Origin of the sequence: Escherichia sp. E14S1, from assembly GCF_004211995.1 — a bacterium.
Lineage (GTDB): Bacteria > Pseudomonadota > Gammaproteobacteria > Enterobacterales > Enterobacteriaceae > Escherichia.
In genome coordinates, this window is record NZ_RHJQ01000012.1 from 1 (window position 1) to 24,861 (window position 24,861).

24 protein-coding genes and 1 pseudogene are annotated in these 24,861 nt (G+C 51.8%); 16 read left to right on the forward strand and 9 right to left on the reverse strand.

Annotated features, from left to right (window positions below; all coding sequences use genetic code 11):
* The 7 genes and pseudogenes from D9734_RS13680 to gstA form a co-directional block, all read left to right on the forward strand.
* Positions 1 to 259, forward strand: a pseudogene (locus tag D9734_RS13680) (electron transport complex subunit RsxC); the annotation flags it as partial.
* On the forward strand, positions 260 to 1,318 hold the full coding sequence (gene rsxD, locus D9734_RS13685) for an electron transport complex subunit RsxD (RefSeq protein ID WP_130208164.1): 1,059 nt from the start codon (positions 260 to 262) through the stop codon (positions 1,316 to 1,318).
* Between the two features lie 3 nt (positions 1,319 to 1,321).
* Entirely contained in the window at positions 1,322 to 1,942 is a 621-nt protein-coding gene (gene rsxG / locus D9734_RS13690; RefSeq protein WP_130208166.1) for an electron transport complex subunit RsxG, read from the forward strand.
* Between the two features lie 3 nt (positions 1,943 to 1,945).
* Complete coding sequence (rsxE, locus tag D9734_RS13695; RefSeq protein ID WP_130208168.1) at positions 1,946 to 2,641, forward strand: electron transport complex subunit RsxE; 696 nt, start codon at positions 1,946 to 1,948, stop codon at positions 2,639 to 2,641.
* A complete protein-coding gene (gene nth / locus D9734_RS13700) occupies positions 2,641 to 3,276 on the forward strand; it encodes an endonuclease III (protein ID WP_001030332.1) in 636 nt (211 codons plus the stop codon). Before rsxE ends, nth begins: the two co-directional genes overlap by 1 nt.
* Before the next feature lie 609 nt (positions 3,277 to 3,885).
* Positions 3,886 to 5,388 carry a dipeptide/tripeptide permease DtpA gene (dtpA, locus tag D9734_RS13705; RefSeq protein WP_064530078.1) on the forward strand — a complete coding sequence of 501 codons (1,503 nt, stop codon included), beginning with the start codon at positions 3,886 to 3,888 and terminating at the stop codon, positions 5,386 to 5,388.
* 105 nt (positions 5,389 to 5,493) lie between these two features.
* Positions 5,494 to 6,099 carry a glutathione transferase GstA gene (gstA, locus tag D9734_RS13710; RefSeq protein WP_130208170.1) on the forward strand — a complete coding sequence of 202 codons (606 nt, stop codon included), beginning with the start codon at positions 5,494 to 5,496 and terminating at the stop codon, positions 6,097 to 6,099.
* A 43-nt stretch (positions 6,100 to 6,142) separates the two neighbouring features.
* Here the strand turns inward: gstA and pdxY are convergent, their stop codons facing one another.
* The 5 genes from pdxY to anmK form a co-directional block, all read right to left on the reverse strand.
* Positions 6,143 to 7,003, reverse strand: coding sequence for a pyridoxal kinase PdxY (gene pdxY, locus D9734_RS13715; protein WP_130208172.1), 861 nt, complete (start codon positions 7,001 to 7,003; stop codon positions 6,143 to 6,145).
* Between the two features lie 61 nt (positions 7,004 to 7,064).
* A complete protein-coding gene (gene tyrS / locus D9734_RS13720; RefSeq protein ID WP_053264059.1) occupies positions 7,065 to 8,339 on the reverse strand; it encodes a tyrosine--tRNA ligase in 1,275 nt (424 codons plus the stop codon).
* 128 nt (positions 8,340 to 8,467) lie between these two features.
* Positions 8,468 to 9,124, reverse strand: a complete 657-nt coding sequence (gene pdxH / locus D9734_RS13725; RefSeq protein ID WP_064530026.1) for a pyridoxamine 5'-phosphate oxidase — start codon at positions 9,122 to 9,124, stop codon at positions 8,468 to 8,470.
* 58 nt (positions 9,125 to 9,182) lie between these two features.
* Positions 9,183 to 9,512 carry a C-type lysozyme inhibitor gene (mliC, locus tag D9734_RS13730; RefSeq protein ID WP_130208174.1) on the reverse strand — a complete coding sequence of 110 codons (330 nt, stop codon included), beginning with the start codon at positions 9,510 to 9,512 and terminating at the stop codon, positions 9,183 to 9,185.
* An 85-nt stretch (positions 9,513 to 9,597) separates the two neighbouring features.
* The gene (gene anmK, locus D9734_RS13735) at positions 9,598 to 10,719 is read right to left on the reverse strand and encodes an anhydro-N-acetylmuramic acid kinase (protein WP_130208176.1); all 1,122 of its coding nucleotides are present in this window, start codon (positions 10,717 to 10,719) and stop codon (positions 9,598 to 9,600) included.
* Positions 10,720 to 10,993: 274 nt separating this feature from the next.
* Between anmK and slyB the strand changes: the two genes are divergently transcribed.
* Positions 10,994 to 11,461, forward strand: coding sequence for an outer membrane lipoprotein SlyB (gene slyB / locus D9734_RS13740; protein ID WP_064530029.1), 468 nt, complete (start codon positions 10,994 to 10,996; stop codon positions 11,459 to 11,461).
* A 46-nt stretch (positions 11,462 to 11,507) separates the two neighbouring features.
* On the opposite strand, the gene slyA is transcribed toward slyB, so the two are convergent.
* Entirely contained in the window at positions 11,508 to 11,942 is a 435-nt protein-coding gene (gene slyA, locus D9734_RS13745) for a transcriptional regulator SlyA (protein WP_064530079.1), read from the reverse strand.
* Positions 11,943 to 12,142: 200 nt separating this feature from the next.
* Between slyA and D9734_RS13750 the strand changes: the two genes are divergently transcribed.
* From D9734_RS13750 to D9734_RS13760, 3 genes are read left to right on the forward strand one after another with little or no spacing between them, the layout of a single operon-like run.
* Complete coding sequence (locus D9734_RS13750) at positions 12,143 to 12,379, forward strand: DUF1656 domain-containing protein (RefSeq protein WP_130208178.1); 237 nt, start codon at positions 12,143 to 12,145, stop codon at positions 12,377 to 12,379.
* A gap of 2 nt (positions 12,380 to 12,381) precedes the next feature.
* Complete coding sequence (locus D9734_RS13755) at positions 12,382 to 13,239, forward strand: HlyD family secretion protein (protein WP_130208180.1); 858 nt, start codon at positions 12,382 to 12,384, stop codon at positions 13,237 to 13,239.
* Entirely contained in the window at positions 13,239 to 15,251 is a 2,013-nt protein-coding gene (locus D9734_RS13760; RefSeq protein ID WP_130208182.1) for an FUSC family protein, read from the forward strand. Before D9734_RS13755 ends, D9734_RS13760 begins: the two co-directional genes overlap by 1 nt.
* Here D9734_RS13760 and sodC read toward each other — a convergent pair whose 3' ends face one another.
* From sodC to D9734_RS13775, 3 genes are all read right to left on the reverse strand, one after another.
* Complete coding sequence (sodC, locus tag D9734_RS13765; protein WP_130208184.1) at positions 15,252 to 15,773, reverse strand: superoxide dismutase [Cu-Zn] SodC; 522 nt, start codon at positions 15,771 to 15,773, stop codon at positions 15,252 to 15,254.
* A gap of 79 nt (positions 15,774 to 15,852) precedes the next feature.
* Positions 15,853 to 16,749: an aldo/keto reductase family oxidoreductase gene (locus tag D9734_RS13770; protein WP_130208186.1), complete on the reverse strand. Its 897-nt coding sequence runs from the start codon at positions 16,747 to 16,749 to the stop codon at positions 15,853 to 15,855.
* A gap of 48 nt (positions 16,750 to 16,797) precedes the next feature.
* Positions 16,798 to 17,037 carry a DUF1289 domain-containing protein gene (locus tag D9734_RS13775; RefSeq protein ID WP_024258169.1) on the reverse strand — a complete coding sequence of 80 codons (240 nt, stop codon included), beginning with the start codon at positions 17,035 to 17,037 and terminating at the stop codon, positions 16,798 to 16,800.
* Between the two features lie 130 nt (positions 17,038 to 17,167).
* On the opposite strand from D9734_RS13775, the gene D9734_RS13780 reads away from it, so the two are divergent.
* The 5 genes from D9734_RS13780 (at position 17,168) to D9734_RS13800 (ending at position 24,851) form a co-directional block, all read left to right on the forward strand.
* Complete coding sequence (locus tag D9734_RS13780) at positions 17,168 to 17,767, forward strand: TetR/AcrR family transcriptional regulator (protein WP_130208188.1); 600 nt, start codon at positions 17,168 to 17,170, stop codon at positions 17,765 to 17,767.
* Positions 17,768 to 17,818: 51 nt separating this feature from the next.
* Positions 17,819 to 18,916, forward strand: coding sequence for an alkene reductase (locus tag D9734_RS13785; protein WP_130208190.1), 1,098 nt, complete (start codon positions 17,819 to 17,821; stop codon positions 18,914 to 18,916).
* Positions 18,917 to 18,996: 80 nt separating this feature from the next.
* Positions 18,997 to 19,404, forward strand: a complete 408-nt coding sequence (gloA, locus tag D9734_RS13790) for a lactoylglutathione lyase (protein WP_001237796.1) — start codon at positions 18,997 to 18,999, stop codon at positions 19,402 to 19,404.
* A gap of 102 nt (positions 19,405 to 19,506) precedes the next feature.
* Entirely contained in the window at positions 19,507 to 20,154 is a 648-nt protein-coding gene (rnt, locus tag D9734_RS13795) for a ribonuclease T (protein ID WP_001282281.1), read from the forward strand.
* 92 nt (positions 20,155 to 20,246) lie between these two features.
* Positions 20,247 to 24,851, forward strand: a complete 4,605-nt coding sequence (locus tag D9734_RS13800; protein ID WP_130208192.1) for an ATP-dependent helicase — start codon at positions 20,247 to 20,249, stop codon at positions 24,849 to 24,851.
* Positions 24,852 to 24,861 lie beyond the last annotated feature (10 nt).

The window sequence follows — 24,861 nt, forward strand, 5'->3', positions numbered from 1 at the left end:
TGAAGCCGCTATCGCCCGCGCCAAAGCGCGCAAGCTGGAACAGCAGCCTGCTAACGAAGAACCGCAGGAACAGGTTGATCCGCGTAAAGCTGCCGTTGAAGCTGCTATCGCCCGCGCTAAAGCGCGCAAGCTGGAACAACAGCAGGCCAACGGAGAGCAGGAAGAACAGGTTGATCCCCGCAAAGCTGCAGTTGCCGCCGCTATCGCCCGGGTTCAGGCAAAAAAAGCCGCTCAGCAAAAGGTTGTAAACGAGGACTAAATGGTATTCAGAATAGCTAGCTCCCCTTATACCCATAACCAGCGCCAGACATCGCGCATAATGATGCTGGTGCTGGTCGCAACCGTCCCAGGAATCGCTGCGCAACTGTGGTTTTTTGGCTGGGGTACTCTCGTTCAACTCCTGTTGGCCTCGGTCAGTGCACTCTTAGCCGAAGCCCTCGTACTCAAACTGCGCAAGCAATCTGTAACGGCAACCTTAAAAGATAACTCAGCATTGCTAACGGGCTTATTACTGGCGGTAAGTATTCCGCCTCTTGCGCCGTGGTGGATGGTGGTACTCGGCACTGTGTTTGCCGTAATCATCGCTAAACAGCTGTATGGCGGTCTGGGGCAAAATCCGTTTAACCCGGCAATGATTGGTTATGTGGTATTACTGATCTCCTTCCCGGTACAGATGACCAGCTGGTTGCCGCCGCATGAGATTGCGGTCAATATCCCTGGATTCATTGACGCTGTACAGATTATCTTCAGCGGTCATACCGCCAGTGGTGGTGATATGAACACACTTCGCTTAGGTATCGATGGCATTAGCCAGGCGACACCGCTGGATACGTTCAAAACATCTGTACGCGCCGGTCATTCTGTTGAACAGATTATGCAGTATCCAATCTACAGCGGTGTTCTCGCGGGCGCTGGCTGGCAATGGGTAAACCTCGCATGGCTGATTGGTGGCGTGTGGCTGCTATGGCAGAAAGCGATTCGTTGGCATATTCCCGTCAGTTTCTTAGTGACACTGGCCCTGTGCGCAACGCTGGGTTGGTTGTTCTCTCCGGAAACACTAGCTTCACCGCAGATTCATCTGCTGTCTGGCGCGACCATGCTCGGTGCATTCTTTATTCTGACCGATCCAGTCACCGCGTCTACCACCAATCGTGGTCGTCTGATTTTCGGTGCGCTGGCGGGATTATTAGTCTGGCTGATCCGCAGTTTCGGCGGCTATCCTGACGGCGTTGCCTTTGCTGTCCTGCTGGCGAACATCACGGTTCCTCTGATCGATTACTACACGCGTCCACGCGTATACGGCCATCGCAAAGGATAAACCATGCTGAAGACTATCCGAAAACACGGTATTACGCTGGCGCTGTTCGCCGCTGGTTCAACAGGTTTAACGGCTGCCATCAACCAGATGACCAAAGCCACGATTGCTGAACAGGCTAGCCTGCAACAAAAAGCGTTATTTGATCAGGTGTTACCAGCCGATCGCTATAACAACGAGCTGGCCCAAAGTTGCTATATAGTAACTGCGTCTGCGTTAGGAAAAGGCGAGCATCGGATTTACATCGCGAAAAAGGATGATAAACCAGTAGCTGCCGTTCTGGAGGCAACCGCACCAGATGGTTATTCCGGTGCGATTCAGTTGTTGGTTGGGGCCGATTTTAACGGCACGGTACTTGGCACCCGCGTGACAGAACATCACGAAACGCCGGGGCTTGGCGACAAAATTGAACTGCGCCTTTCTGACTGGATCACCCATTTCGCGGGTAAAAATATCAGCGGCGCGGATGACGCTCACTGGGCAGTGAAGAAAGATGGTGGTGATTTCGACCAGTTCACCGGAGCGACCATTACGCCTCGCGCGGTGGTGAATGCGGTAAAACGCGCCGGATTGTTTGCCCAAACGTTGCCAGCACAACTTTCTCAACTTCCTGCCTGTGGAGAATAAACCGTGAGCGAAATTAAAGACGTTATTGTTCAGGGGTTATGGAAGAACAACTCCGCACTGGTCCAGTTACTTGGCCTCTGTCCGCTGCTGGCGGTCACTTCCACTGCCACCAACGCACTGGGTTTAGGGCTTGCGACAACGCTGGTGTTGACTCTCACCAACCTGACCATCTCGACGCTGCGTCACTGGACGCCAGCCGAAATCCGAATCCCGATTTACGTGATGATCATCGCCTCGGTGGTCAGCGCCGTACAAATGCTGATTAACGCATACGCCTTTGGCCTGTATCAATCGTTAGGGATTTTTATTCCTCTGATTGTCACTAACTGTATCGTTGTTGGCCGTGCGGAAGCTTTCGCCGCAAAAAAAGGTCCGGCGCTCTCCGCACTTGATGGTTTTTCGATAGGCATGGGCGCAACCTGCGCCATGTTCGTACTGGGTTCACTACGCGAAATCATCGGCAACGGAACATTGTTTGACGGCGCCGATGCGCTGTTAGGTAGCTGGGCCAAAGTACTGCGGGTAGAGATCTTCCATACCGATTCTCCCTTCCTGTTAGCAATGTTACCGCCAGGCGCATTCATTGGTCTGGGGCTGATGCTGGCGGGAAAATATCTGATTGATGAAAGAATGAAAAAGCGCCGTGCTGAAGCAGCTGCTACACGCGAGTTGCCAGACGGTGAAACAGGGAATGTCTGATGAACAAAGCAAAACGACTGGAGATCCTCACTCGCCTGCGTGAGAACAACCCTCATCCTACAACCGAACTTAATTTCAGTTCGCCTTTTGAATTGTTGATTGCTGTACTGCTTTCCGCTCAGGCGACCGATGTCAGCGTCAATAAGGCGACGGCAAAGCTTTACCCGGTGGCCAATACACCTGCCGCAATGCTCGAACTGGGCGTTGATGGGGTTAAAACGTATATCAAAACCATTGGGCTATATAACAGCAAAGCAGAAAATATCATCAAAACCTGCCGTATTTTGCTCGAACAGCATAATGGCGAAGTTCCGGAAGATCGCGCTGCGCTGGAAGCCCTGCCCGGTGTAGGGCGTAAAACAGCAAACGTGGTATTGAATACTGCTTTCGGTTGGCCGACCATTGCTGTAGATACGCACATTTTCCGCGTCTGTAATCGCACCCAATTTGCACCGGGGAAAAATGTCGAACAGGTTGAAGAAAAACTACTCAAAGTGGTTCCGGCAGAATTCAAAGTCGATTGCCACCACTGGTTAATCCTCCACGGGCGTTACACCTGTATTGCCCGCAAGCCTCGCTGTGGCTCCTGCATTATTGAAGATCTTTGTGAATACAAAGAGAAAGTTGACATCTGACGAAAAGGGGTAACATCGTTATCCCATTCATAACTATTTCTCATCCTCTTATAAAACATCTTGTTAACGTCAATGATGCCGCCTCGCGGCATCATTGTCAGGCAATCCGTTTGTGAATAACCAAAAATGCAGGTTAATTGTTTTTTTAATAGCGAAATTTTCTATCTATTCGTGATCAAGATCACATTGATGTCATGATGTAAAAATTTTGCTCTATTTAAGTTAAATTTGACAAGGCATTGATTCAACCAGGGCATAAACCTACAAAACATTACACTGTCTATTTTTCAGATAATGGACTATCTCACTACATAAAACACCTTACAGTAGAACATATCGCCAAATATCAGTATTCCCCCTCTTCTGGTAGTGAAAAAATCTGCCGTTGCGTTTTTTGAAAAATTTAACGCTGGATAACATTTCAATGGGCCGATGATTTCTCCATGCCAGTTATATGTAACATATTATTACAAAGGACTTGTCTGAAAGTGCAAGATAGTGAACATTACCTGCCGTTTCCCCTCCCACTATAACAATTGCGCGTATGTTTATTAGACATCACGCGAGAAAGCACCCCCGTTAATATGGGATGTAAAAAAAGAGGTAAAAGTGTCCACTGCAAACCAAAAACCAACAGAAAGCGTTAGTTTGAACGCTTTCAAACAACCGAAGGCGTTCTATCTCATCTTCTCGATCGAGTTATGGGAACGCTTTGGTTATTACGGCCTACAAGGAATTATGGCTGTTTACCTGGTTAAACAACTGGGTATGTCCGAAGCGGATTCAATCACACTTTTCTCTTCCTTTAGCGCCCTGGTTTATGGTCTTGTCGCTATTGGTGGTTGGTTAGGCGATAAAGTACTGGGTACAAAACGCGTCATTATGCTTGGTGCTATTGTGCTGGCTATTGGCTATGCGCTGGTTGCCTGGTCTGGTCACGATGCCGGTATCGTCTATATGGGTATGGCGGCAATTGCGGTCGGTAACGGCCTGTTTAAAGCCAACCCGTCTTCACTGCTGTCAACTTGCTACGAGAAAAACGATCCACGTCTGGACGGTGCATTCACCATGTACTACATGTCCGTCAACATCGGTTCATTCTTCTCTATGATTGCAACGCCGTGGTTAGCAGCCAAGTATGGCTGGAGCGTCGCATTCGCCCTTAGCGTAGTTGGTCTGTTGATCACCATCGTTAACTTCGCCTTTTGCCAACGCTGGGTTAAGCAGTACGGTTCAAAACCTGACTTCGAGCCGATCAACTACCGCAATCTGCTGTTAACCATTATTGGTGTTGTCGCGCTGATTGCTATTGCCACCTGGCTGCTGCACAACCAGGACGTTGCGCGTATGGCGCTGGGCGTTGTTGCCTTCGGTATCGTGGTTATCTTCGGTAAAGAAGCCTTTGCAATGAAAGGTGCTGCACGTCGTAAAATGATCGTTGCTTTCATCCTGATGCTTGAAGCAATCATCTTCTTCGTGCTGTACAGCCAGATGCCGACGTCTCTGAACTTCTTTGCAATCCGTAACGTTGAGCACACCATTCTGGGCCTGGCAGTAGAACCTGAACAGTATCAGGCACTGAACCCGTTCTGGATCATCATTGGTAGCCCGATTCTCGCCGCTATCTATAACAAGATGGGCGATACCCTGCCGATGCCGACTAAGTTTGCTATCGGTATGGTGATGTGTTCTGGCGCGTTCCTGATCCTGCCACTGGGCGCGAAATTCGCCTCTGACGCCGGTATCGTGTCTGTAAGCTGGCTGGTCGCAAGCTATGGCCTGCAGAGTATCGGTGAACTGATGATCTCCGGCCTGGGTCTGGCAATGGTTGCTCAGCTCGTTCCACAGCGTCTGATGGGCTTTATTATGGGTAGCTGGTTCCTGACCACTGCCGGTGCAAACCTGATTGGTGGTTATGTTGCGGGTATGATGGCTGTACCGGATAACGTAACCGATCCGCTGATGTCGCTGGAAGTATATGGCCGCGTATTCTTACAGATTGGTGTTGCTACTGCTGTTATTGCAGTGCTGATGCTGCTGACCGCGCCGAAACTGCATCGTATGACTCAGGACGATGCTGCTGATAAAGCGGCGAAAGCTGCCGTAGCGTAAATTTCAGGGAAACTCTTTTACAAGCCGCTAACTTTTCGTTAGCGGCTTTTTTTTTGTTCAGCAACGCACTACCATACTTTAAACCACAGCCAAAAGGAGTTACCGATGAAACTGTTCTACAAACCGGGCGCCTGCTCTCTTGCTTCCCATATCATCCTGCGTGAGAGCGGAAAGGACTTTACGCTCACCAGTGTGGATTTAATGAAAAAACGTCTGGAAAACGGCGATGATTACTTTGCGATTAATCCTAAAGGGCAGGTTCCTGCTCTGCTGCTGGACGATGGCACTCTGCTCACGGAAGGCGTGGCCATTATGCAGTATCTTGCCGACAGCGTCCCCGACCGCCAGTTACTGGCTCCGGTAAACAGTATTTCTCGCTATAAAACCATCGAATGGCTGAACTATATCGCCACTGAGTTGCATAAAGGCTTTACTCCGCTGTTTCACCCGGCTACACCGGAAGAGTTCAAACCGACTGCACGCGCACAGCTGGAGAAAAAACTGCAGTACGTTAACGATGCGCTGAAAGAGGATCACTGGATTTGCGGGCAACGTTTTACTATTGCTGACGCCTATCTGTTTACTGTACTGCGCTGGGCATATGGGGTGAAATTGAATCTGGAAGGTTTAGAGCATATTGCCGCCTATATGCAGCGTATGGCTGAACGTCCGACGGTAAAAGCCGCGCTAACTGCGGAAGGCTTGCAGTAATGGTTATCGGCCCGCAGGATACTGTGGGCCGACAAGACACTTTTCAGAGCTTCGTCGCACTGAAGTAGTGTTCTGGTTTAGCAATACGATCCTGGGCTGCTACAACTTGCAGCTCATATTCCTGCATTGCTTTGGTGGTTACCATAATTTCGTATACCGCCGCGGTCACATGCTCCAGCGCCTGCTGCAACGTTGCGCCCTGTAGTAGTTTCACCAGCAGTAACCCGCTCGTCACATCACCGACGCCTACTGGCTGACGCGAGCCAAAATCTACCAGAGGACGGTCGATATGCCATGCTTCATCGGCAGTGACCAGCAGCATTTCAAAACGTTCTGTGCTGTAACCGGCACGCGCCAGATGTTTCACCAGTACGATTTCAGGCCCCTGAGCAATAAGTTCGCGCGCAGCTTTAACCGCATCTTCGACGTTATGTACCGGATGCTCGCAGAGGATTTCCAGCTCAACCAGATTTGGCGCGATGATATCGCTGGCAGGAAGACCGTGACGCACGTGGAACTCCGCCACACCTGGCGCAACGATACAGCCTTTTTCGGGGTGTCCCATTACCGGATCGCAAAAATATTTCGCCTGCGGGTTCGCCGCTTTCACCTGACGGACAATACCGAGGATATGCTCGCCCTGCTCCGCCGACCCCAGATAGCCGCTTAATACAGCATCACAAGTGTGCAACTTATCGATGGCAGCAATGCCTTGCACAATTTCGGTTAAATGGCTGGGCGGCATAACACAGCCGGTCCATTTGCCGTATTGGGTGTGATTAGAAAATTGAACGGTGTTGAGCGGCCAGACATTCGCGCCCAGGCGGCGCATTGGAAACTCTGCCGCGCTGTTACCCGCATGACCATAGACAACGTGAGACTGGATAGCGAGAATATTTTTCATCGTGTTCCCTGTATAAAAATCAGGGGGAGTGATTTCTCACCCCCCCTTTCCACTTAATGCATTATTTCCAGCAAATCAGACAGTAATTCTTTTTGCCGCGACGAAGTAAGGTATAACGACCAAACAGACGATCTTCTTCTTTAAAGAAGTATTCTGGATCGGACTGTTTTTCACCATTAATGGTGATGGCATTAGAGGCGATAGTTTTACGCGCCTGACCACGGGAAGGTTGCAGTTCAGAATCAACCAACGCCTGCATCAGATCAGCGCCTTTTTCCATCTCTACCATCGGTACGCCGTCCTGCGCCAGTTGTTCGAAGTCCGCTTCACTCAACGCACTCAGAGAACCGCTGAACAGGCACTCGGTAATACGTTTCGCAGCTTGCAAACCTTCTTCACCGTGAACCAGACGCGTCACCTGCTCCGCAAGCACATACTGAGCGCGTGGCGCTTTACCGCTGTTTTTGTCTTCTTCTTCGAGGGCATTGATCTCTTCAATGCTCATAAAGGTAAAGAACTTCAGGAAGCGGTAAACGTCAGCATCAGCAGTATTGATCCAGAACTGGTAGAACTTGTACGGACTGGTTTTCTTCGGATCCAGCCATACTGCACCACCTTCAGTTTTACCGAACTTAGTGCCGTCTGCTTTGGTGATAAGAGGAACGGTCAGGCCAAACACCTGGTTCTGATGCAGACGACGGGTCAGATCGATACCAGAGGTGATGTTACCCCACTGGTCAGAACCGCCGATTTGCAGCACCACACCGTACTGTTTGTTCAGGCAGGCAAAGTCATAGCCCTGCAACAGGTTGTAGGAAAACTCGGTAAACGAAATCCCCTGATCTTCACGGTTGAGACGCTGTTTAACCGCTTCTTTGTTGATCATCTGGTTAACGGAGAAGTGTTTGCCGATATCGCGCAGGAAGGTCAGCACATTCATATTGCCGAACCAGTCATAGTTGTTCGCTGCGATAGCAGAGTTTTCTCCGCAGTCGAAATCGAGGAACGGGGCAACCTGCTTGCGGATTTTGTCCACCCACTCCTGAACAGTTTCTTCAGTGTTCAGCTTACGCTCGGCAGCTTTGAAGCTCGGGTCGCCAATCAGACCCGTGGCGCCGCCTACCAGCGCAACCGGCTTGTGGCCCGCCTGCTGGAAGCGTTTCAGGCATAACAATGGAACAAGATGCCCCAAATGCAAGCTGTCAGCGGTAGGATCGAAGCCGCAATAAAGCGCGATCGGGCCTTGCGCCAGTCGCTCTGCTAACGCTTCTTCGTCCGTCACCTGGGCCACCAGCCCCCGCTCTTGCAATTGTTTAATCAAGTTACTGCTTGCCATCAAAATCTCCATGTATATAACGACTGCACCTTTGCCGGTACACGACTTTTCGCCAGATGCGAAAGAGACATAGAATAAAGTGCCGGAATCAGGAGTACCAGCGATTAAAGCAAGATTTTTGCATCTTTTCAGGGTGCGAGGCGATCGATTTTCCACGCCTCGTTTTCACGCTGGTACAAAAAGCGGTCATGCAGCCGATGCTCACCGCCCTGCCAGAACTCAATCTGTTCAAGGCTGACGCGAAAACCGCCCCAAAAACTCGGCAACGGCACTTCGCCCTGCTGAAACTTCTGCTTCAATTCCAGAAACTTGCTTTCAAGGATCCCACGCGCAGAAATACGGCTGGACTGCTTCGATACCCACGCGCCAATCTGGCTATCACGCGGGCGGCTATGAAAATATTTCATCACTTCGAGAGTCGAAAGACGTTCCGCTTTACCGATAACCATCACCTGCCGTTCCAGGGTATGCCATGGGAAAAGCAGGCTAACGCGCGGATTATTTTCGATTTGGTGTGCTTTACGGCTGCCGAGGTTGGTGTAAAACACCATCCCTTTTTCATCGTAATGTTTTAGTAAAACAATGCGCTGATAGGGTTGACCATGTTCATCAACGGTGGCGACGACCATCGCAGTAGGATCGGCCAGTTTGGCTTCACAGGCCTGAGAAAGCCAGCGTTCAAAAAGGGTTAAAGGATCGGCGGGAAGATCGCGGCGGCGTAAACCGCCTTTTGTGTATTCGCGGCGCAGATGCGCGATTTGCTGCAATTCGTCGTTATCAGCCATGGTTTTCTTTACAAATTGTCAGTGGGTGACGCTATTGTGCGCCGCCCCTGGAAAAATCTCAACGCTGCGGATTTTGTAACTGACAGTTATTCAAGACGATGCGGTCACGTTTATAGACCGTCGCCTCATCACCTTTTGACCAGAAAACGTAGATACCGTCGGTATAACGTGCGCCAGACGCTGAAATCCCCTGTTTAAGGTGCAGCAGTTGATTATCATAAACAAAACTAACTTCCTGACGCGGATTATTCAGTTTGACCGTCAACGGTTTTTCATCACACTGGTATTCCAGCGTATCAGTTTGCATGCGCTCAACCAGTTGATTAAACGCGCCACAGCCGGTAAGAAATAGCGGCAGACAAAGTAGTAACAGTTTTTTCATAAACATATCCCGAAGACTTTCCTGGTCCGGAGGGCAAAAACGCCCTCCTCAACTTCCAAGTGTAACGGCAGACGCAGTAAGAAAAATTCAGTTAACTCTGATATCGCGGGTTTGCAGGGAAAATAGCGCCCAATACCGTTTCCTCGCTTGCGCCGGTAACGGAAGGTAGATTGCCGGGCAGCCCAGCCAGCGTTCGCCAGGCAAGCCATGCGAAGGCTAACGCTTCCATGTCATCGCCACTAATGCCAACGGCATCGGTGGAGGTCACTTCAGTACCGGGCAGTAATGCAGCCAGCCTCGCCATGAGCAGCGGATTGCGACTTCCACCACCACATACCATCAATCGATCGCAGCCACCGCTCAACAAGACTTGTTCAGAAATGGTCACGGCGGTAAGTTCCGCCAGTGTTGCCTGGACATCTCGCGCATCCAGGCCAGGGAAATCGCGTAGATGGCGCTCCAGCCAGGCATAGTTAAAGTATTCGCGCCCGGTGCTTTTGGGTGCTGGCTGGGAAAAATAGGGATCGCTAAGCATTTTTTGCAGCAGCGGCAGAATAACCTTACCCGCCCGCGCCCACTCAGCGTCTTTATCGTAAGGTTTACCGACCTGACGCCAGATCCATGCGTCCATTAGCATGTTGCCCGGTCCGGTATCGTAGCCACCTACCGGCATCCCTGGTATGAGTAGTGACAGATTGGCAATACCACCAATATTAAGCACCATTCGCCGCTCAGTTGGATGGGCCAGCAATGCGTGATGAAAAGCAGGTACCAGCGGTGCGCCCTGGCCACCTAAGGCGATATCGCGACGGCGAAAATCCCCGACGACGGTAATTCCAGTCCGCGCAACAATTTGATTGTTATCACCTATCTGTAGCGTATGTGGCGCGACGCCCGTGGGTTCGTGCCAGACGGTCTGGCCATGACAACCGATAGCTACGATATCTTTCGGCTGTAAATTTTCTGCTTTTAATAGTGCATTAACGGCATCCGCAAACAAGCAGCCAAGTCGGGTATCCAGTTGACCAAACTGGGAGAGCGTAAGCTGTTGCCCCTGGCAAATATCCAGCACCGCCTGTTTGAGTGATGGGGGAATCGGCCAGCTCAAACTTGCCAGCTGCGCCACCCGGTGTTCATCGATCGTCGCTAACACAACATCGACACCATCCAGGCTAGTACCTGACATAACACCAATAAAGCGGCCTGATTTCATAGTTCATCCTTTTTCAACCTGATGTTTGCGTTCCACTCAAACACAAACCTTTCGCGAATTCCATGCATAAGAGCCGATTTTTATCGTTGGTAGTAAAAGATTATATTCACATCAATAACTAATATGAATGTTTTGTTTATACTTGGTTAACCCTACTCTAATTATGATTTAATCATGTTTTAGTGGAACATGTAATCATGGTTATACTAATGCGGTTTACTTTGACCATTAGGGATGCTTGTGAGGCGTTTCATGGTAATCAGGAGATTTTTCAATGATTAAACGCGTACTGGTTGTATCAATGGTAGGTCTTTCTCTTGTTGGTTGTGTTAACAACGATACCCTATCTGGCGATGTTTATACTGCCTCTGAAGCGAAGCAAGTGCAGAATGTCAGCTACGGCACAATCGTGAACGTACGGCAGGTACAGATTCAGGGCGGTGATGATTCCAACGTCATCGGCGCAATTGGCGGTGCGGTTCTCGGTGGTTTTCTTGGTAATACCGTTGGTGGCGGTACTGGACGCTCTTTGGCTACCGCAGCAGGTGCCGTCGCGGGTGGTGTAGCCGGTCAGGGCGTACAGAGCGCAATGAACAAAACACAGGGTGTGGAGCTGGAAATTCGTAAAGATGATGGCAACACCATCATGGTGGTACAGAAACAGGGCAATACCCATTTCTCTCCGGGACAACGTGTCGTTCTGGCTAGCAACGGCAGCCAGGTGACGGTTTCCCCGCGCTAAACAAGTTGACGTGTGGTCAGCTACCTGGCCACACGCCCCCTTTATTTCACCCTTTGGCCTGTAACTCAGTAATATTATGCTCAAGTTTTGCAATGAGCCTAATCAGTTGTTCCAGTTCCTCTGCTGAAATCCCATCCAAAATTTCCGCCCGGGTCTTGTTAATAACAGCTTCCATTTCGCTAATCAGCGGCTCCGCCTTTTCCGTCAGTTTAATACGTTTGGCCCGCCGATCGCTGGGACAAGTTTGACGCGAAATTAACCCTTTTTCTTCCAGTTGGTCCAACGTACGAACCAGTGATGGCTGCTCAATGCCAATCGCTTTTGCCAGTTGAATTTGCGACTGGTCTGGAGGTAACTGATGTATATTATGCAACGTCACCCAATGGGTTTGCGTTAACTCCAGGGGTTTCAGGCGATGGTCTATCAGAGCACGCCATATGCGCACCAACCGTGCCAGATCAGAACCTAGTGGCGATTCCAATTTCATCTCCTTATAATTAGCTTGCTAAGATATTATACGGCTTTTAGAATAGTGTGCAGCAATTGTATTGCTAAAACAAATGGATTGCTGCATTTGCTTACCGTCAGACATGCTTTTCAGAAATAGCGAGTAATTTTCTCTCACATAAACAATATTTATTAATCTAAAGCAATAAACTCAGCCTCAAAGGAATCTATTTTGTGAAGTTTATGCATAGTGCAACAGGATTGCCCCTACAAGATCTGGTGTTCGGTGCATCCGTCTACTTTCCTCCGTTTTTCAAAGCCTTCGCGCTTGGATTCGTCGTCTGGCTTGTCCTGCACCGCCTGCTTCGCGACTGGATCTACGCGGGCGACATCTGGCATCCCTTGTTAATGGATTTGTCGCTGTTTGCGATCTGCGTATGCTCCGCCCTGGCAATATTGATTGCGTGGTAACTATGTCAATTAAAACCATTAAGTATTTCTCAACAATAATTGTAGCAGTAGTTGCCGTTCTCGCCGGATGGTGGCTCTGGAACTATTACATGCAGTCACCGTGGACGCGGGATGGCAAAATACGCGCGGAACAGGTCGCTATCACCCCACAAGTGTCCGGACGTATTGTTGCGATGAATATAAAAGACAACCAGTTGGTTAACGCTGGCGATATTCTGTTCACTATCGATAAAACACCCTTCCAGATTGCAGAACTGAATGCCCTGGCCCAACTGGCGAAAGCGCAATCTGATCTTGCCAGAGCCAATAATGAGGCCAACCGCCGCCGTCATCTCTCGCAAAATTTTATCTCTGCCGAAGAACTGGATACGGCAAACCTCAATGTTAAAGCGATGCAGGCCAGTGTCGATGCCGCACAAGCAACGCTGAAACAAGCACAATGGCAATTGGCACAAACGGAAATTCGCGCCCCGGTCAGCGGATGGGTCACCAACCTCACTACCCGCATCGGCGACTACGCTGACACAGGAAAACCGCTGTTTGCCCTCGTGGACAGTCACTCGTTTTACGTCATTGGTTATTTTGAAGAAACCAAATTGCGGCATATCCGCGACGGTGCGCCAGCACACATTACGCTCTATAGCGACAACAAAACGTTACAGGGTCACGTCTCCAGTATCGGTCGGGCAATTTATGATCAGAGTGTGGAAAACGATTCCAGCCTGATTCCAGACGTTAAACCTAACGTTCCCTGGGTTCGCCTCGCCCAGCGCGTCCCGGTTCGCTTTGCCCTTGATAATGTTCCCAGCGATGTCACGCTGGTATCCGGCACAACCTGTAGTATCGCAGTAGGTCAGTAATGAACGCCTGGTCATGGTCTCTGCGCAATCTGCCCTGGTTTAAGGCCACGCTGGCACAATGGCGCTATGCGTTGCGCAATACCCTTGCCATGTGTCTGGCTCTGACTGTTGCTTATTATTTAAATCTGGACGAGCCCTATTGGGCGATGACGTCAGCCGCGGTAGTGAGCTTTCCGACAGTTGGCGGTGTCATCAGCAAAAGCCTGGGGCGCATCGCTGGCAGTTTGCTGGGGGCTATCGCGGCGCTAATCCTTGCCGGGCATACTCTTAACGAACCGTGGTTCTTCCTGTTGAGCATGTCGGCATGGCTTGGTTTTTGTACCTGGGCCTGCGCGCATTTCACGAATAACGTGGCCTATGCGTTTCAACTGGCGGGTTACACAGCTGCGATTATCGCCTTCCCGATGGTCAATATCACTGAAGCAAGCCAGTTGTGGGACATCGCCCAGGCGCGCGTTTGCGAAGTGATCGTCGGTATTCTCTGCGGTGGGATGATGATGATGATTCTGCCGAGCACTTCCGATGCCACTGCCCTTTTAACCGCATTGAAAAACATGCACGCCCGTTTACTGGAACATGCCAGTTTACTCTGGCAGCCTGAAACAACCGATGCCATTCGTACCGCACATGAAGGGGTGATTGGGCAGATACTGACCATGAATTTGCTGCGTATCCAGGCTTTCTGGAGCCACTATCGCTTCCGCCAGCAAAACGCGCGCCTCAATGCGTTACTCCACCAGCAGTTACGCATGACCAGCGTCATTTCGAGCTTGCGGCGTATGTTGCTCAACTGGCCATCACCCCCTGGTGCTATACGGGAAATTCTTGAACAGTTGCTAACGGCCCTCGCCAGCGGGCAAACGGATTTTTACACCGTCGCACGCATTATTGCCCCGTTACGCCCGACGAACTCAGCTGACTACCGGCACGTCGCCTTCTGGCAGCGACTACGTTATTTTTGCCGCCTTTATCTGCAAAGTAGTCAGGAATTACATCGTCTGCAAAGCGGCGTAGATGATCAAACCAGACTCCCTCGCGCGTCCGGGCTGGCACGTCATACCGATAATGCAGAAGCCATGTGGAGCGGGCTGCGGACATTTTGTACGTTGATGTTGATTGGTGCGTGGAGTATTGCCTCGCAATGGGATGCCGGAGCCAATGCCTTAACCCTGGCTGCGATTAGCTGCGTCCTTTATTCCGCCGTTGCAGCGCCGTTTAAGTCATTGACGCTGCTGATGCGCACACTGGTATTGCTGTCGTTCTTTAGCTTTGTGGTTAAATTTGGCCTGATGGTTCAAATTAGCGAGCTGTGGCAATTTTTGCTGTTTCTTTTCCCCCTGCTGGCAACGATGCAGCTACTCAAGATACAAATACCAAAACATGCCGCATTATGGGGGCAACTGATTGTTTTTATGGGCTCGTTTATCGCCGTTACCAACCCGCCGGTGTATGATTTTGCCGATTTTCTCAATGATAATCTGGCGAAAATCGTTGGCGTGGCGTTGGCGTGGTTAGCGTTTGCCATTCTGCGGCCTGGGTCGGATGCCCGCAAAAGCCGTCGCCATATTCGCGCCCTGCGCCGGGATTTTGTCGATCAACTCAGCCGTCGCCCGATACATAGCGAGAACGAATTTGAATCTCTCACATATCATCACGTCAGTCAGTTGAGCAACAGCCAGGATGCGCTGGCGCGCCGCTGGTTATTACGTTGGGGGGTGGTGCTACTGAACTGTTCGCATGTTGTCTGGCAATTACGCGAGTGGGAGTCACGTTCTGATCCGTTATCACAAGTGCGGGATAACTGTATTTCGCTGTTGCGGGGAGTGATGAGTGAGCGTGGCGTTCAGCAAAAATCGCTGGCAGCCACGCTTGAAGAATTACAGCGGATTTGTGACAGCCTTGCCCGGCATCATCAGCCTGCCGCCCGTGAGCTGGCAGCGATTGTCTGGCGACTATACTGCTCGCTTTCGCAACTTGAGCAAGCACCGCCGCAAGGTACGCTGGCCTCTTAACTACTTAATAACACCACAGGCATAGCGTTCACCGCCACCGCCCAGCGGTTTAGGTTGATCGGACATATTATCGCCGCCAACGTGGATCATCAGCGCCTTGTCTTTGATTTCATCGAGTGATTTCAGACGAGGCGCAATAACGGCATCGGCCGCCTTGCCGTCATTATTGACCACCAGCGCAGGCAGATCGCCTAAATGTCCCGCACCTTCCGGCCCTTCATGCTTGTTGGTTTTTTGTGGATCAAGATGCCCGCCTGCAGATTCTGCCGCAGCCGCTTTGCCATCTTTCGTTGCTGGTTGACAGCTTCCGTTGGCATGAATATGAAAGCCATGTTCACCGGGGGGTAATGCTTTCAGATCGGGTGAAAACTCCAGACCTTTATCGGTTTCAGTAATAGTTACGCTACCTATTGACTGCCCAACCCCTTGCGACGTAACGAGGTTCATCTCGACTTTTTCACTGGCGGCTTGTGCGCCGGTCGCAACAACCAGCGCCAGGATAGCCAGACTAAAACGCTTCATAGGACCTCCGTTCATTGTGCATACCCGTTAAGTGTAAACCAGTGACACATATTTGAACGGCGGCTAATCCTAAAAGTGCTTACGGTACGTCGTAACCTAATGCAGCTTTACGGATACGGAACCACTGCTGACGCGTCATTTTCAGGGCTTCTGCCTCTACAGCAGCCCGTACGCGCTCAATTTTACCAGAGCCAATGATCGGCAACGGTTGCGACGGCAGACGTAATATCCAGGCATAAACAACCTGCTCAATCGTGGCGGCGTTTAATTCCTGGGCTATCACAGCAAGTTCATCCCGCAGCGGCTGGAAATAATCATCATTGAACAGACGCCCACCACCAAGGCACGACCACGCCATTGGACGAATACGCAGTTGTTGTAGCTGATCGAGCGTACCATCCAGCAGCAACGGCTGATGCACCGGGGATATTTCCACCTGATTGGTCGCAAGAGTAAACGGCAGGCGTGATTGCAACAGGGCAAATTGCGCAGGCGTGAAGTTGGATACGCCAAAATGGCGCACTTTGCCGCTCTGATGCAGATGTTTAAACGCATCCGCCACTTCATCGGCATCCATCAACGGGTCGGGACGGTGGATTAACAGCAAATCCAGATGATCGGTCGCGAGATTAATCAGCGACTGTTCGGCGCTTTTAATAATATGGTCGCGGTCAGTGATGTAATGACCAATGACATTTTCTTCACGAGCAGTCGTCGCGATGCCACATTTACTGACGATTTCCATCCGTTCACGCAGATGCGGCGCCAGCTTCAGCGCCTCGCCAAACGCCGCTTCGCACTGATAGCCGCCATATATATCAGCATGGTCCACGGTGGTAATGCCGAGATCCAGATGCTCCTCAATAAAGCTAACCAACTGACGGGCAGACATATTCCAGTCCATTAGTCGCCAGTAGCCCATCACAAAACGGGAAAACTCCGGGCCTTGCGGCGCAATAGTAATACGCTGAACCATAATCGCTTCCTCTTATCAGATATGAGAGGAGTATACGCAAGATTATGCTCAAAAGAGTGATGGTTGCTCCGGTTCATCTGATGACGTTGGTTTATTCGCGCGTAATTTGCGCATCAGCCGCTGCCGACAAAGGCGCAGCACCTCTTGTTTTTCGCCATCGCTCATATTATTCCAGTTAAAACGTTCATCCCGGCTTCGAAAACAGCCGCGACAAAATCCGCGTTCGTCAGACTGGCAAATTCCCCGGCACGGGCTCTGGACGGGAAAGAACTCTAATTGCTCCGCCACGCTAGTCTCCTGTCATTTCACTTCTGTTCATTGAAGACGTTAATGATTCACATCGCAACCTTTGTCCCGAAACGGATCTCAGATAAAAAGCGATTGCATTAGACCGACTGGTCTATTAGATTAACTCGCCATGAGCAAACATACTGAACACAATACCCGCGAACATATTCTGGCAACCGGTGAGGCACTCTGCTTACAGCGCGGTTTTGTTGGGATGGGACTTAGCGAACTGTTAAAAACGGCGGAAGTTCCGAAAGGTTCCTTCTACCACTATTTTCGGTCCAAAGAAGCCTTTGGCGTTGCGATGCTTGAACGCTATTTTGCGAATCATCTTCAGCGTCTGGAACAACATTTTAGTGCTGCTGAGGGCAGTTGCCGCGACCATTTACTGGCTTATTACCAGCAAACTATTAACCAGTTTTCTTTGCAGGGTAAAATCAGTGATTGTTTGACTGTAAAGTTATCGGCTGAAGTGTGTGATTTATCGGAAGATATGCGTATCGCAATGGACAAAGGCACACGCCAGGTTGTCACACTGCTGGCGGACACACTGGAGAGCGGTCGCCGTCAGGGCTGTATGTCGTTTGAAGGTGACGCACAAACACTGGCGGAAGTTTTGCATTCTCTTTGGTTGGGTGCAAGGCTCCAGGCCAAGATTTCCCGAAGTTCATCACCGCTGGAAAGCGCGATGGCTCACGCAAAAATTATGATCACAACGCCCGGACAATAGGGCGTTATTTTTTACTCAAATGCTAGACGACCGGTCTACTCAGGAGTCACCATGTCGTATGACAAGCTGTATACCCCGCTTAAAGTGGGCGCAATCACGGTAGCAAACCGTATCTTTATGGCCCCACTGACGCGTTTGCGCAATATAGAACCGGGTGACATCCCTACTCCGTTGATGGCGGAATACTATCGCCAGCGCGCCAGTGCGGGTTTGATCATCAGTGAAGCAACGCAAATTTCCGCCCAGGCAAAAGGCTATGCGGGTGCGCCGGGGCTCTACAGTGCCGAACAAATTGCCGCATGGCAAAAAATCACCTCGGGTGTTCATGCACAAGGCGGTCATATGGCCGTGCAATTCTGGCATACCGGGCGTGTATCACACAGCAGTTTGCAGCCTGGTGGTCAGGCTCCGGTAGCTCCATCAGCCATTAGTGCAGGGACCCGGACATCACTGCGTGATGAAAATGGTCGAGCGATTCGTGTCGAAACCTCCATGCCTCGTGCGCTGACACTGGAAGAAATCCCTGGCATCGTTAACGATTTTCGTCAGGCCATCGCCAATGCCCGCGAAGCAGGTTTTGATCTGGTCGAACTGCATGGCGCACATGGTTATCTGCTACATCAGTTCCTCTCCCCCTCCTCTAACCATCGTACCGATCAGTATGGCGGCAGCGTGGAAAATCGCGCGCGATTGGTGCTGGAAGTGGTCGATGCCGGGATCAAAGAATGGGGAGCCGATCGCATTGGTATCCGTCTCTCACCGATCGGTACTTTTGCCAATCTCGACAATGGTCCAGATGAAGAAGCCGATGCGCTGTATCTGATTGAACAACTGGGTAAACGTGGTATTGCTTATCTGCATTTGTCCGAACCGGACTGGGCTGGCGGTGAACCGTATACCGATGCCTTCCGCGAAAAAGTGCGTTCCCGTTTCCACGGTCCGATTGTCGGTGCCGGGGCTTATTCAGCAGAAAAAGCAGAGATGCGCATCGAAAAAGGGTTAATTGACGCTGTGGCATTTGGTCGTAACTGGATTGCGAATCCAGACCTGGTCACTCGCTTGCAACGTAAAGCCGAACTTAATCCACCACGTCCTGAAAGTTTCTACGGTGGCGGCGCGGAAGGCTATACCGATTACCCTACGCTATAATCCAACATTGCGAGCGGCGTAAAGCCGCCGCTATACTAAAACAACATTTTGAATCTGTTAGCCATTTTGAGGATATAAAGATGCGTCTTCTTCATACCATGCTGCGCGTTGGCGATCTGCAACGCTCCATCGATTTTTATACCAAAGTGCTGGGCATGAAACTGCTGCGCACCAGCGAAAACCCGGAATACAAATACTCACTGGCGTTTGTTGGCTACGGCCCGGAAACCGAAGAAGCGGTAATTGAACTGACCTACAACTGGGGCGTGGATAAATACGAACTCGGCACTGCTTATGGTCATATCGCGCTTAGCGTTGATAACGCCGCTGAAGCGTGCGAAAAAATCCGTCAAAACGGGGGTAACGTGACCCGTGAAGCGGGTCCGGTAAAAGGCGGTACTACGGTTATCGCGTTTGTGGAAGATCCGGACGGTTACAAAATTGAATTAATCGAAGAGAAAGACGCCGGTCGCGGTCTGGGCAACTAATCTCCTGCCGGGCGCGAACTCATCGCGCCCGCATCTTTACTGCATCGACAAGTAATATTTGTCATAATGCGCGCTGCAATTTATCCGTATTAAGAGAATCAGATGTCCGATAACGCTCAACTTACCGGTCTGTGCGACCGTTTTCGTGGTTTTTATCCTGTTGTGATCGATGTTGAAACAGCCGGATTTAACGCCAAAACCGATGCGCTGCTTGAGATTGCCGCCATCACCCTGAAAATGGATGAACAAGGCTGGCTGATGCCGGACACCACATTACATTTCCACGTCGAACCATTTGTCGGCGCAAATTTGCAGCCAGAGGCCCTCGCCTTCAACGGCATTGACCCGAACGATCCCGATCGCGGCGCGGTCAGCGAATACGAGGCGCTGCACGAAATTTTTAAAGTTGTACGTAAAGGCATTAAAGCGAGCGGCTGTAACCGGGCCATTATGGTGGCGCACAACGCCAATTTTGATCACAGCTTTATGATGGCCGCCGCAGAACGCGCCTCACTGAAACGTAACCCATTCCACCCTTTCGCCACTTTTGACACCGCGGCACTGGCCGGGCTGGCACTCGGACAAACCGTATTATCAAAAGCCTGCCAGACCGCGGGTATGGACTTCGACAGCACCCAGGCGCACTCCGCGCTGTACGACACCGAACGCACTGCTGTGCTGTTTTGTGAAATCGTCAATCGCTGGAAACGTCTGGGAGGCTGGCCGCTGCCTGCCGCCGAAGAGGTGTAATCGAGTCGATGCCTGATGACATGCAATGATTCAGGCATCTATAGTGAGGCTATTCCACGCATCATGCATGATATTCACGGGGAATAGCGTTAATGGCAGATAACCCAAACTCTTCATCGCCCCTGCCGGACGTGTTTTCACCGGCGACCCGCGACTGGTTTCTTCGCGCCTTTAAACAGCCGACCGCTGTCCAGTCGCAAACCTGGCATGTGGCGGCACGAGGCGAACATGCGCTGGTGATTGCACCGACTGGCTCAGGGAAAACGCTGGCAGCATTTCTCTACGCACTGGATCAGCTCATCCGCGAAGGTGGCGAGCATGCCAGCGAGGCGCATAAACGCAAAACCTCACGCATCCTCTACATTTCACCAATTAAAGCCTTAGGCACCGACGTTCAGCACAATTTGCAGATCCCGTTACAAGGCATTGCAGAGGAACGGCGGCGGCGCGGCGAAACGGAAGTCAATCTTCGCGTGGGCATCCGTACTGGCGATACGCCCGCGCAGGAACGCAGCAAACTGACCCGCAATCCGCCGGATATTCTGATAACCACGCCCGAATCACTCTATCTGATGCTGACCTCCCGCGCGCGCGAAACGCTACGCGGCGTCGAGACGGTAATTATTGATGAAGTCCACGCGGTAGCGGGCAGCAAACGCGGTGCGCATCTGGCGTTAAGCCTGGAACGGCTCGATGCGCTGCTACACACCTCAGCACAGAGAATTGGACTTTCCGCGACTGTACGCTCAGCCAGCGATGTGGCCGCATTTCTTGGTGGCGATCGTCCGGTTACTGTAGTCAACCCGCCCGCAATGCGCCATCCGCAGATACGGATTGTCGTACCGGTCGCCAATATGGATGATATCTCGTCGGTCGCCAGCAGCACCGGGGAAGACAGCCATGCGGGCAGAGAAGGCTCAATCTGGCCGTATATTGAAAGCGGCATTCTTGATGAAGTGTTGCGCCATCGCTCAACCATCGTCTTCACCAATTCTCGCGGCCTGGCGGAAAAACTGACGGCACGGCTGAATGAGCTTTACGCCGCACGATTACAGCGCTCCCCGGCCATCGCCATAGACGCCGCTCATTTCGAGTCTACCTCCGGCGCAACCTCTAACCGCGTACAAAGTAGCGACGTTTTCATTGCCCGCTCGCACCACGGTTCCGTCTCTAAAGAACAACGGGCGATAACCGAACAAGCACTGAAATCAGGCGAATTGCGCTGTGTGGTCGCGACTTCCAGTCTCGAACTGGGGATTGATATGGGCGCGGTGGATCTGGTGATTCAGGTGGCGACGCCGCTTTCTGTCGCCAGCGGACTACAGCGCATTGGTCGCGCCGGACATCAGGTTGGCGGTGTATCTAAAGGGCTGTTTTTCCCCCGTACCCGGCGTGATTTAGTCGATTCCGCCGTCATTGTCGAGTGTATGTTTGCAGGCAGGCTGGAAAACCTGACGCCACCGCATAATCCACTCGACGTCCTTGCGCAGCAAACCGTTGCCGCCGCGGCGATGGATGCATTACAGGTAGACGAATGGTACTCCCGCGTACGCCGTGCCGCACCGTGGAAAGATCTGCCAAGACGAGTTTTTGACGCCACGCTGGATATGCTTTCCGGGCGCTATCCCTCAGGCGATTTTTCTGCTTTTCGACCAAAACTGGTCTGGAACAGGGAGACGGGGATATTGACCGCCCGACCTGGCGCTCAGCTGTTGGCTGTTACCAGCGGTGGCACCATTCCGGATCGTGGCATGTACAGTGTGTTATTACCCGAAGGTGAAGAACAGACAGGCTCGCGGCGGGTGGGCGAACTGGATGAAGAGATGGTGTATGAATCGCGAGTGAATGACATCATCACTCTCGGCGCTACCTCATGGCGGATCCAACAAATCACCCGCGATCAGGTCATTGTGACACCTGCACCAGGTCGCTCTGCCCGACTTCCCTTCTGGCGTGGCGAAGGTAATGGACGCCCCGCTGAATTGGGGGAAATGATCGGCGATTTTCTCCATTTGCTGGCAGATGGCGCGTTCTTTTCCGGAAATATCCCGCCGTGGCTGGCAGAAGAAAATACTCTCGCCAATATTCAGGGGCTGATTGACGAACAGCGTAACGCTACGGGCGTTGTCCCTGGAAGCCGCCACCTGGTTCTCGAACGCTGCCGTGATGAAATTGGCGACTGGCGCATTATTTTACACTCTCCCTATGGAAGACGAGTGCATGAACCGTGGGCGCTGGCGATTGCCGGACGACTGCATGCGCTATGGGGCGCTGATGCCTCGGTAGTCGCCAGCGATGACGGTATTGTCGCCCGCATTCCAGATACCGACGGCAAATTGCCTGACGCCGCGATATTTTTGTTTGAACCGGAAAAGTTGCTGCAAATTGTCCGCGAGGCGGTGGGCAGCTCAGCGCTTTTCGCAGCCCGTTTTCGCGAATGCGCCGCGCGGGCATTATTAATGCCTAGCCGAACACCGGGCCATCGCACCCCGCTCTGGCAACAACGGCTGCGTGCCAGCCAGTTACTGGAAATCGCCCAGGGATATCCGGATTTTCCTGTCATTCTCGAAACTCTGCGTGAATGCCTGCAGGATGTGTATGACCTTCCCGCGCTGGAACGTTTGATGCGTCGCCTGAACGGTGGCGAAATTCAAATATCCGATGTAACGACCGCTACGCCCTCGCCTTTCGCCGCCAGTTTATTGTTCGGTTATGTGGCGGAATTTATGTATCAGAGCGACGCCCCGCTGGCAGAACGGCGAGCTTCAGTGCTGTCTCTGGACAGCGAATTGTTGCGCAATCTACTCGGTCAGGTTGATCCTGGTGAGTTACTCGACCCGCAGGTCATTCGTCAGGTGGAAGAAGAGTTACAGCGACTGGCCCCTGGCAGAAAAGCGAAAGGTGAAGAAGGTCTTTTCGACCTGTTGCGCGAACTGGGGCCAATGACCGTTGAGGATCTGGCGCAACGGCATACAGGCCGTCGTGAAGAGATTGAGACATATGTAGAAAATCTTCTGGCGGAAAAAAGAATCTTCCCGGTGATCATGGCAGCTCAGGAGCATCTGGCCTGTATGGACGATGCGGCCAAATTACGCGATACTCTCGGAGTGCAACTGCCGGACTCGCTGCCTGATATTTACTTGCACCGTGTCAATTACCCGCTTCGCGATCTCTTTCTGCGCTATCTCCGGGCTCATGCTCTGGTCACGGCTGAACAACTGGCTCATGAGTTTAGCCTCGGTATTGCCATTGTCGAAGAGCAACTTCATCAATTGCGCGAACAGGGGCTGGTGATGAATTTGCAACAAGACATCTGGGTGAGCGATGAAGTTTTTCGTCGTTTGCGTTTACGTTCCCTGCAGGCTGCCAGAGAAGCTACGCGTCCGGTACCCGCCATTGCCTATGCACGATTGCTGCTGGAACATCAGGGCGTGCTCCCCGCCACCGATGGTAGCCCGGCGCTCTTTGCCTCAACATCGCCAGGCGTTTATGAAGGCGTGGATGGCGTCATGCGAGTTATCGAACAGCTTGCTGGTGTCGGTTTACCCGCCTCACTGTGGGAAAGCCAGATCCTGCCCGCCCGCGTACGCGATTACTCGCCAGAAATGCTCGATGAACTGCTGGCAACCGGTACGGTTATCTGGTCGGGGCAAAAAAAGCTCGGTGAGGATGACGGTCTGGTGGCACTGCATTTACGGGAATTTGCCGCCGAATCGTTCATTCCCGCAGAACAGGATCAGGCGAAACGTTCAGCGCTTCAGCTGGCAATTATCGTGGTTCTGGCTGACGGGGGCGCATGGTTTGCGCAACAAATCAGCCAACGAACAGGCGAGATAATCGGCGAGCCCGTAGAGCCTTCAGCCCTGCAAGAGGCGCTTTGGGAACTGGCCTGGCAAGGCGTCATCACCTGTGATATTTGGGCACCGTTGCGCGCCCTCACCCGAAGCAGTCCGACCACTCGCCGCAGTAGCCGGGCTCGTCGTGGACGTCCGGTTTATGCACCGTCAGCTATGCCGTCGGTATCTTACAACACACCAAAGCTGGCTGGACGCTGGTCGTTATTGCAGGTGGAGCCACTAAACGATACCGAAAGGATGCTGGCGCTGGCGGAAAATATGCTCGACCGCTACGGAATCATCAGCCGTCAGGCGGTGATTGCTGAAAATATTCCTGGCGGATTTCCGTCGATGCAAACGCTTTGCCGCAGTATGGAAGATTCCGGGCGAATTATGCGGGGTCGATTTGTTGAAGGTTTGGGTGGTGCACAATTTGCTGATCGCCAGACCATTGACCGTCTGCGCGACCTGGCGCCCCATGCCACGCAGACGCGACAATATATGCCCGTGGCCCTTAGTGCCAACGATCCGGCCAATTTGTGGGGGAATCTACTACCCTGGCCTGCACATCCGGCGACGCTGGTTCCGACTCGTCGGGCAGGCGCGCTGGTGGTCATTTCTGGCGGCAAATTATTGATTTATCTTGCGCAAGGTGGCAAAAAAATGCTGGTCTGGCAGGAAAAAGATGAATTATTACCACCGGAGGTTTTCCTGGCGCTAACCACCGCGTTACGGCGAGAACCACGGCTACGCTTTACGTTGACAGAAGTGAATGACCAACCGGTACGGCAAACGCCGATGTTTACGCTACTGCGTGAAGCGGGATTTTCAAGTTCGCCACAAGGGCTGGATTGGGGATAAAAAGCACTGA

Excerpts from the sequence above, each read along its gene's own strand:
- D9734_RS13770 (WP_130208186.1), bottom strand. The coding sequence starts at position 16,749 with ATGGTTCAGCGTATTACTATTGCGCCGCAAGGCCCGGAGTTTTCCCGT.
- gstA (WP_130208170.1), top strand. The coding sequence starts at position 5,494 with ATGAAACTGTTCTACAAACCGGGCGCCTGCTCTCTTGCTTCCCATATC.
- anmK (WP_130208176.1), bottom strand. The coding sequence starts at position 10,719 with ATGAAATCAGGCCGCTTTATTGGTGTTATGTCAGGTACTAGCCTGGAT.
- gloA (WP_001237796.1), top strand. The coding sequence starts at position 18,997 with ATGCGTCTTCTTCATACCATGCTGCGCGTTGGCGATCTGCAACGCTCC.
- D9734_RS13760 (WP_130208182.1), top strand. The coding sequence starts at position 13,239 with ATGAACGCCTGGTCATGGTCTCTGCGCAATCTGCCCTGGTTTAAGGCC.
- rnt (WP_001282281.1), top strand. The coding sequence starts at position 19,507 with ATGTCCGATAACGCTCAACTTACCGGTCTGTGCGACCGTTTTCGTGGT.
- slyB (WP_064530029.1), top strand. The coding sequence starts at position 10,994 with ATGATTAAACGCGTACTGGTTGTATCAATGGTAGGTCTTTCTCTTGTT.
- D9734_RS13800 (WP_130208192.1), top strand. The coding sequence starts at position 20,247 with ATGGCAGATAACCCAAACTCTTCATCGCCCCTGCCGGACGTGTTTTCA.
- pdxH (WP_064530026.1), bottom strand. The coding sequence starts at position 9,124 with ATGGCTGATAACGACGAATTGCAGCAAATCGCGCATCTGCGCCGCGAA.
- nth (WP_001030332.1), top strand. The coding sequence starts at position 2,641 with ATGAACAAAGCAAAACGACTGGAGATCCTCACTCGCCTGCGTGAGAAC.
- mliC (WP_130208174.1), bottom strand. The coding sequence starts at position 9,512 with ATGTTTATGAAAAAACTGTTACTACTTTGTCTGCCGCTATTTCTTACC.
- sodC (WP_130208184.1), bottom strand. The coding sequence starts at position 15,773 with ATGAAGCGTTTTAGTCTGGCTATCCTGGCGCTGGTTGTTGCGACCGGC.
- tyrS (WP_053264059.1), bottom strand. The coding sequence starts at position 8,339 with ATGGCAAGCAGTAACTTGATTAAACAATTGCAAGAGCGGGGGCTGGTG.
- D9734_RS13780 (WP_130208188.1), top strand. The coding sequence starts at position 17,168 with ATGAGCAAACATACTGAACACAATACCCGCGAACATATTCTGGCAACC.
- pdxY (WP_130208172.1), bottom strand. The coding sequence starts at position 7,003 with ATGAAAAATATTCTCGCTATCCAGTCTCACGTTGTCTATGGTCATGCG.
- rsxG (WP_130208166.1), top strand. The coding sequence starts at position 1,322 with ATGCTGAAGACTATCCGAAAACACGGTATTACGCTGGCGCTGTTCGCC.
- D9734_RS13755 (WP_130208180.1), top strand. The coding sequence starts at position 12,382 with ATGTCAATTAAAACCATTAAGTATTTCTCAACAATAATTGTAGCAGTA.
- rsxD (WP_130208164.1), top strand. The coding sequence starts at position 260 with ATGGTATTCAGAATAGCTAGCTCCCCTTATACCCATAACCAGCGCCAG.
- D9734_RS13785 (WP_130208190.1), top strand. The coding sequence starts at position 17,819 with ATGTCGTATGACAAGCTGTATACCCCGCTTAAAGTGGGCGCAATCACG.